The organism is Lyngbya aestuarii BL J, from assembly GCF_000478195.2.
Lineage (GTDB): Bacteria > Cyanobacteriota > Cyanobacteriia > Cyanobacteriales > Microcoleaceae > Capilliphycus > Capilliphycus aestuarii.
Window position 1 is genome coordinate 64,170 of the sequence record NZ_AUZM01000031.1, and the last position, 6,868, is coordinate 71,037.

Annotated in this window: 2 protein-coding genes; both read left to right on the plus strand. The window is 41.6% G+C overall.

The genetic code is table 11. The features are described 5' to 3' along the window. The first annotated feature begins 841 nt into the window (after positions 1 to 841). Positions 842 to 4,684, plus strand: coding sequence for an AMP-binding protein (locus tag M595_RS14490; RefSeq protein WP_023067028.1), 3,843 nt, complete (start codon positions 842 to 844; stop codon positions 4,682 to 4,684). Continuing rightward, on the plus strand, positions 4,681 to 6,868 hold a 2,188-nt coding region (locus M595_RS14495; protein WP_023067024.1), incomplete at its 3' end, for a type I polyketide synthase. The genes M595_RS14490 and M595_RS14495, both read left to right, overlap by 4 nt.

Here is a 6,868-nt window from a genome sequence, read left to right on the forward strand (position 1 = left end):
TTTGAGAGTGCATAAAAGGAGTGGTGGGGTGAGGGTTTTTTCTGATCAAAAATAGCTTTTTATTAATAAAAATCCTCCCTACCTCCTCACAAATCAAATTTTAGTCCGACTTTGAAACAGCCCTGCTTTTTAAGGGAGGTGCCGCAGGCGGAGGGAGGGATTAAGGGAGGTTAGTGGGGATGGAGAGAGGGGAATATTATAGCTAAACATTTTAAAACTTGTTGAAAATTTATTTCAAACTGAGATGGCACTGACCGTAACGGGTCAATCGCTCAAATGCCTACAACGTCTAAGTTAGAAGTCTGATTGTCATAAAATTTTCATCAAATCCTTTTCAAAATCCTTCTGAAAATGATAAACTCTGTGGTACTGTTATTAACAGTGAATCTCAACTAGCGAAAAAGCAAGTTAGAATCAACTGTTCTTTGTAATCTATTTGGCTCCCTGTATCACCGAACTATACTGGGTTGTAGAAGTTTTTTTTCAAAATTTTGGGAAGCTAAATGTCATTCAAATTTTTGTAGAGGTCATATTAAATATGAAAAGCGAGTTTCTAAATGTGGATGTTGGCAGAGCCTCTCCGAAGCCGAATCACCTGATCTGGGTCTATGAAATTTTATCCCAGACAGACGGTTGGGCAACAATATAATTTGTGATCGGGGCTTGCCAATAATAAGAGTTTATGTCAATAATATTGAAAGTCTTGACTGGGTGGGTGCATCAAAGATCAAATCAACGGTCGCATTTAACCCAAATCCTGCAAGTCCGATCAGGAAGTTCGAGCTTGTACTTAGGATAAATTCTCAACAAAACCGCATTTTGGGTGAAATCACACAGAGAGATGATCGAGCTTTTAGAATCTACCGTAACAAACCCCGCTCAAGCGACAACTTTAGTCGAACTGCTCAAGTACCGAGCCGCAAGTGAAGGCGATCGCATTGGTTACATCTTTCTCACCGATGGCGAAACCGAGGAAGTTCGTCTCAGCTACGCCGCCTTAGACCAACAAGCCAGAACGATCGCCGCTCAACTTCAGGGGTTAAGGGGACAACGCGCCCTGCTACTTTACCCACCCAGTTTAGAGTATATTTGCGCTTTATTCGGATGTTTTTATGCCGGAGTGGTCGCGGTTCCGGCTTATCCCCCTCGGCGCAACTCCAACCTTTTACGCCTACAAAGTATTATCGCAGATGCTCAAGCCAGCGTCATTCTAACCACCACCCCATTATTAGAAAATATTCAAAAACTTGCCACCAACTCCGTTATCGCCACAGACAATTTAACGCCCAATTTTTCATCACAAACAGAACTCAAAATTACTCCTGAAACCCTCGCGTTTTTACAATATACTTCCGGTTCAACGGGCAACCCTAAAGGGGTAATGTTAACTCACAGCAATTTAATTCACAACTCAAAAATTATCCATCATTGCTTTGAACATACTCCCAATAGTCGCTGTGTGATTTGGTTGCCTCCTTACCATGACATGGGATTAATAGGGGGAATTCTGCAACCTTTTTATGGTGGATTTCCTGTTATTTTAATGTCGCCCGTTCATTTTCTCCAGAAACCGATTCGTTGGTTACAAACTATTTCTCGTTATCAAGCAACAACGAGCGGTGCGCCCAACTTTGCCTATGAACTTTGTCTGCAAAAAATTAAACCGGAACAATTAAAAACCCTCGATCTCAGCAGTTGGGATGTCGCCTTTGTGGGAGCCGAACCCATTCAAGCCAAAACCTTAGAAAACTTTGCTAAAACGTTTGCGAGTTGTGGCTTTCGTTCAGAAGCTTTTTATCCTTGCTATGGTTTAGCAGAGGCGACATTATTTGTTTCAGGTGGGAAGAAATCAAAGCCTCCAATTGTACAAACTGTTGATAGCAAAAAATTAGGTTCTAATATTATTGTAGAATCTAAAAATTCTAGTAACGCTCAAAAAATAATAAGTTGTGGTCAAGTCGAATTTGATTACAATCTGGCAATTGTTCAGCCTGAAAGTTTAACCCCTTGTTCCGAGGGAGAAATCGGCGAAATTTGGCTCTCTGGGGCAAGTCTGACGCAAGGCTATTGGAAAAAAACAGAACTGACTCAACAAACTTTTAAAGCCTATTTAGCGGTGCGACCCTGCGGCTTTGAAAGCCGCCAAGGAACGCGCACCAAGACCGGAGAAGGGCCGTTTTTAAGAACGGGAGACTTAGGATTTATCAAAAATGGTGAACTGTTTGTGACCGGACGTTTAAAAGAAGTAATTATTATTCGAGGTCGCAATTATTATCCCCAAGATATCGAACAAACCGTTCAACAAACTGATCCGGGTTTGCGCTTGGGTTGTGGTGCGGCTTTTGGAGTTGAAAAAGAAGGGGAAGAACGTTTAGTTATCGTTCAAGAAGTAGAACGAACAGCTTTAAAAACCCTTGAGGTTAATCATGTTATAGAAAAAATTATACGGGCTGTTTCCGAACAACATCAACTGCAAGTTTATGAAGTTGTATTCCTCAAGCCCGGTGCAATTCCTAAAACCACCAGTGGCAAAATCAAACGTTATGCTTGTCGAACTGAATATTTAGAACAAACTCTGACCGCTATTAACAAATATAATTTGAGCTTCAATCAATCGGACACAAAACAGAATATTTCAACAGAAAAAACCGATCAACTTATTCAATGGCTGCGTACCTATGCCAACGAACAAATTAACTCCCGTCTCATCGATGAACGGCGCTGTATTCCGCCTCATATTGTCCTCGATTTTGGCAACCAAGGACTGTTAGGAATGCAGGTTCCTTCCGAGTATGGCGGCTTGGGTTTAAACAACATTGAAACTCTAAGAATATTAGAACAACTCGGTGCAATTGACACCACTTTAGCCCTATTTGTCGGACTCAATAATATATTAGGAATTCGCCCAATTCTAAAATTTGGCAACAATACTTTAAAAGCCGAACTTCTCCCCAAACTGGCGACAGGCCGGGAACTCGCCGCTTTTGCCCTCACCGAACCCAGCGCCGGGTCAAATCCCCAAGCCATCGAGTCCACCGCGACTAACAATTCAGGGGGTTGGTTACTCAACGGAACCAAAATTTGGAGCGGTTCGGCGGCCTGGGCGGGTGCGATTAACGTCTTCGTAAAACACCCCGAAGCGGGCGGAATTAGCGGTTTTGTGGCGCGTCGAGGTACACCCGGACTGCGGCAAGGGCCAGAAGCCCTAACGATGGGAATGCGGGGCATGGTGCAGAATGCTGTTTATCTCAACGACGTGTTAGTTGAAAAAAATTCTTTATTAGGTGAGGCGGGTAAAGGGTTGAGTGTCGCCCAGGATGCCATGATGTACGGGCGTTTGGCAATTGCCGCCGCCAGTATTGGGGGAATGAAACGATGCGCCCAGTTGATGTTACGCTACAGCCAAAGACGGCTAATTTCCACCGGAAGGCTGATTAATAACCCGTTTATTTTAAGTCGTTTAAATCAATTAACGGCTGAAATTACAGCGATAGAAACTTTAGTTAATCGCATTGCACAATTATTAGATCAAGGCTTATTTGTTCCCGTAGAAGCCTATACCGTTTGTAAAACAGCAGGGCCGGAATTTTATTGGCAAGCGGCCGATGATTTAGTACAAATATTGGGGGGACGAGGATATATTGAAACGAATTTTGCACCTCAAATTTTACGAGATGCCCGAGTTTTACGCATTTTTGAAGGGCCGACAGAAACGTTGAATTTCTTCTTGGGTTCACGGGTTTTGAATAACAGCCAAGAATTAGAACAATTTATGAGTCAAACCCTGGGCGCACCCGAAGTTTATCAAAGGCTCATTGATGGGGCTGAAAAAATTCGTTATCGCACTTCAATTGAGTCATTTTCATCATTACAAACTCGACAATGGATTTCAATTAAAGTAGGAGAAATTGCGACATTAGCGATTTTATGGGCGACTTTGCAAGGGGGAAATAGTACATCTGAAGTCATGCAACGTTCTCTGAATTGGACCAAACTTAATTTTGAACAAAAGCTAACACAAGCAATTTCTTCAACCCCCGATGATGCGGTTGTCAGAAAAGCCGATGAAACTACAGATTTAATTTATAGTTATATTGAAACCATTGGAGATCTTGAACAAACCTTAGCAGGGGAAGATCTAAGAGTTGATGAATTTCTGCGAAAATCTAACGATAATGTAGCGTTGATAAAAGCAGAAAAAAATCAACAAACAGAAGCAATTACTCAGTCAGTTTCCCCGAGAGACTATCAACAAATTAGCTGGAAGTCACTCTCAAATCTTAGCCAATCTAAATTAATTGAACGTTTACAAGATGAGTTGATAGAGTGGTTAAGTCAAAAGCTAAAAATACCCGCTCATCAAATCGATCCAACTCATGCCTTTGCTGATTATGGAATAGATTCAGTTATGGCGGTTGAATTAGCCCAAGATTTAGAAGAAAAATTAGGACTTTATCAACCCTTAGAAGCGACAATTGCTTGGAACTTTCCAACCATTAAATCACTCGCCCAATATCTAAGCAATTTCAAACAAGAAAAACAGCAAGAAACAGAAAAACCCAAGGAAAAACAACAACAAAAAGTAAAATCAACTCAAAATAATCTTGATTTACTTTCAGAAGTAGAAATGGCACAGTTACTCGCCCAAGAACTAGCAATGAAAAAGGGGAGGTCAGGACAATGAATCCGAATAATTCATCAACTGAATATCGACAACTTCTCAAGGATGCACTGTTAGAAATCCGCCATCTCCGTCAACAACTAGAAACTCAAACCGAAGCCATTGCAATTATTGGTTTGGGCTGTCGTTTCCCTGGAAAGGCAAACACTCCCGAAGCCTATTGGGAACTGTTAAAAAATGGTGTTGATGGGATTACAGAAATTCCGAAACAACGTTGGGATGTAGAAAAATACTACGATTCAAACCCCGATATTCCGGGTAAAATGTACACCCGTTATGGGGGATTTATCGATGCAGTTGATCAATTTGAACCGCAATTTTTTGGGATTTCTCCGAGAGAAGCGATCAGTCTTGATCCCCAACAACGTTTACTGTTAGAAGTTAGTTATACCGCCCTAGAAAACGCCGGACAATCCCCCGAAAATATTCGAGGAAGTCAAACCGGAGTCTTTATTGGAATTAGTTTTGATGACTATTCTCGTCGTAATATTAATTCCGGTGATTTGACTCGAATTGATGCTTTTAGCAGTTTAGGAAATACCCGCAGTATCGCCGCCGGAAGGATTTCTTATGTTCTCGGTTTAAACGGCCCCACACTCCAGTTAGATACAACCTGTTCTTCTTCTTTATTAGCCGTTCATTTGGCTAGTCAAAGTCTGAGAAATAAAGAGTGCAATTTAGCACTTGCAGGGGGAGTAAATTTGATGTTATCTCCCGAAGGAACCATCGGTTTTTGTAAGTTAAAAGCCTTAGCTGCGGATGGTCGTTGTAAGACCTTTGATGCGAAAGCAGATGGTTATTCTAGAGGGGAAGGTTGCGGTATTGTTATTTTAAAAAGATTATCAGATGCGATTAAAAATAAAGACAATATATTAGCGATAATTCGCGGTTCTGCGGTTAACCATGATGGGCAAAGTAACGGTTTAACCGCCCCCAACGGTTCCGCCCAAGAAGCGGTTATTCGTCAGGCTTTAGCGAATGCAAAAGTTCAACCCGAAGACGTTCAATATGTAGAAGTTCATGGTACCGGAACCTCATTAGGAGACCCCATAGAAGTCTTAGCTCTGGGTAAAATATTGGGAGAAAACCGTTCAAAAAATCAACCCCTTCACATCGGTTCAGTTAAAACCAATTTCGGACATTTAGAAGCAGCAGCAGGAGTCGCTAGTTTAATCAAAGTCGTTTTAAGTTTACAGCATCAAAAAATTCCACCCCACCTTCATTTTCAACAGCCTAATCCTTACATTCCTTGGGAAAAACTACCCGTTAAAGTTCCACAAAAACTGACAGCTTGGGAAACGGAAACCGGACAACAGCTTGCTGGAATTAGTTCATTTGGGATGAGTGGAACAAACGTTCATTTAATTGTCGAAAATTCGCCGAGAGTTTCTTCTGAACCAAATTCAATAGAACGTCCTTTTCATTTGTTAACATTATCTGCAAAAACTGAGAAGGCTTTGCAAGAGTTAGCCCAAAGTTATCATCACTTTTTAGCATCGAATTCTGATGTCTCTTTGGCGGATATTTGTTGTACAGCTAATACCGGACGTTCTCACTTTGACTATCGTTTAGCTGTTGTCGCCCAAACGCCTCAGCAACTTAGCAAAACCCTAACTGATTTTGTTGCCAAAAAAGATACACCCGAATTATTTTCCCAAACAATTAAAAGTAAAAAACAGCCTAAAATAGCCTTTCTATTCACCGGACAAGGTTCACAATATGAAGGCATGGCACTGCAACTGTATCAAACTCAGCCTACTTTCAAAAATGCCCTCACTCACTGCGCTGAAATCCTCCAAAAGACTTTAGACATCCCGTTATTAGACCTGCTTTATTCGCCCAATTTTCAACCCTTAATTCATCAAACGATATACACTCAACCCGCCTTATTTGCTATTGAATACGCCCTGTTTCAACTGTGGAAATCTTGGGGAATTCAACCGGATATTCTCATCGGTCATAGTCTCGGAGAATATGTCGCCGCTTGTGTTGCGGGAGTCTTCAGTTTAGAAGATGGACTCCAACTCGTTGCCAGTCGCGCCCGTTTAATGCAGCAACTTCCGCAAAATGGCGAAATGGTTGTGGTTTTTGCCGACGAAAACACGGTAAAAGCTTGTCTGGAGTCACAGCCGAATCTTGTAGAAATAGCTGTTATTAACAGTCCCAAAAATACCGTTATTTCCGGTG

Bases quoted from the DNA above. Each gene is read 5' to 3' on its own strand.
- M595_RS14490 (WP_023067028.1), top strand. From the start codon at position 842: ATGATCGAGCTTTTAGAATCTACCGTAACAAACCCCGCTCAAGCGACA.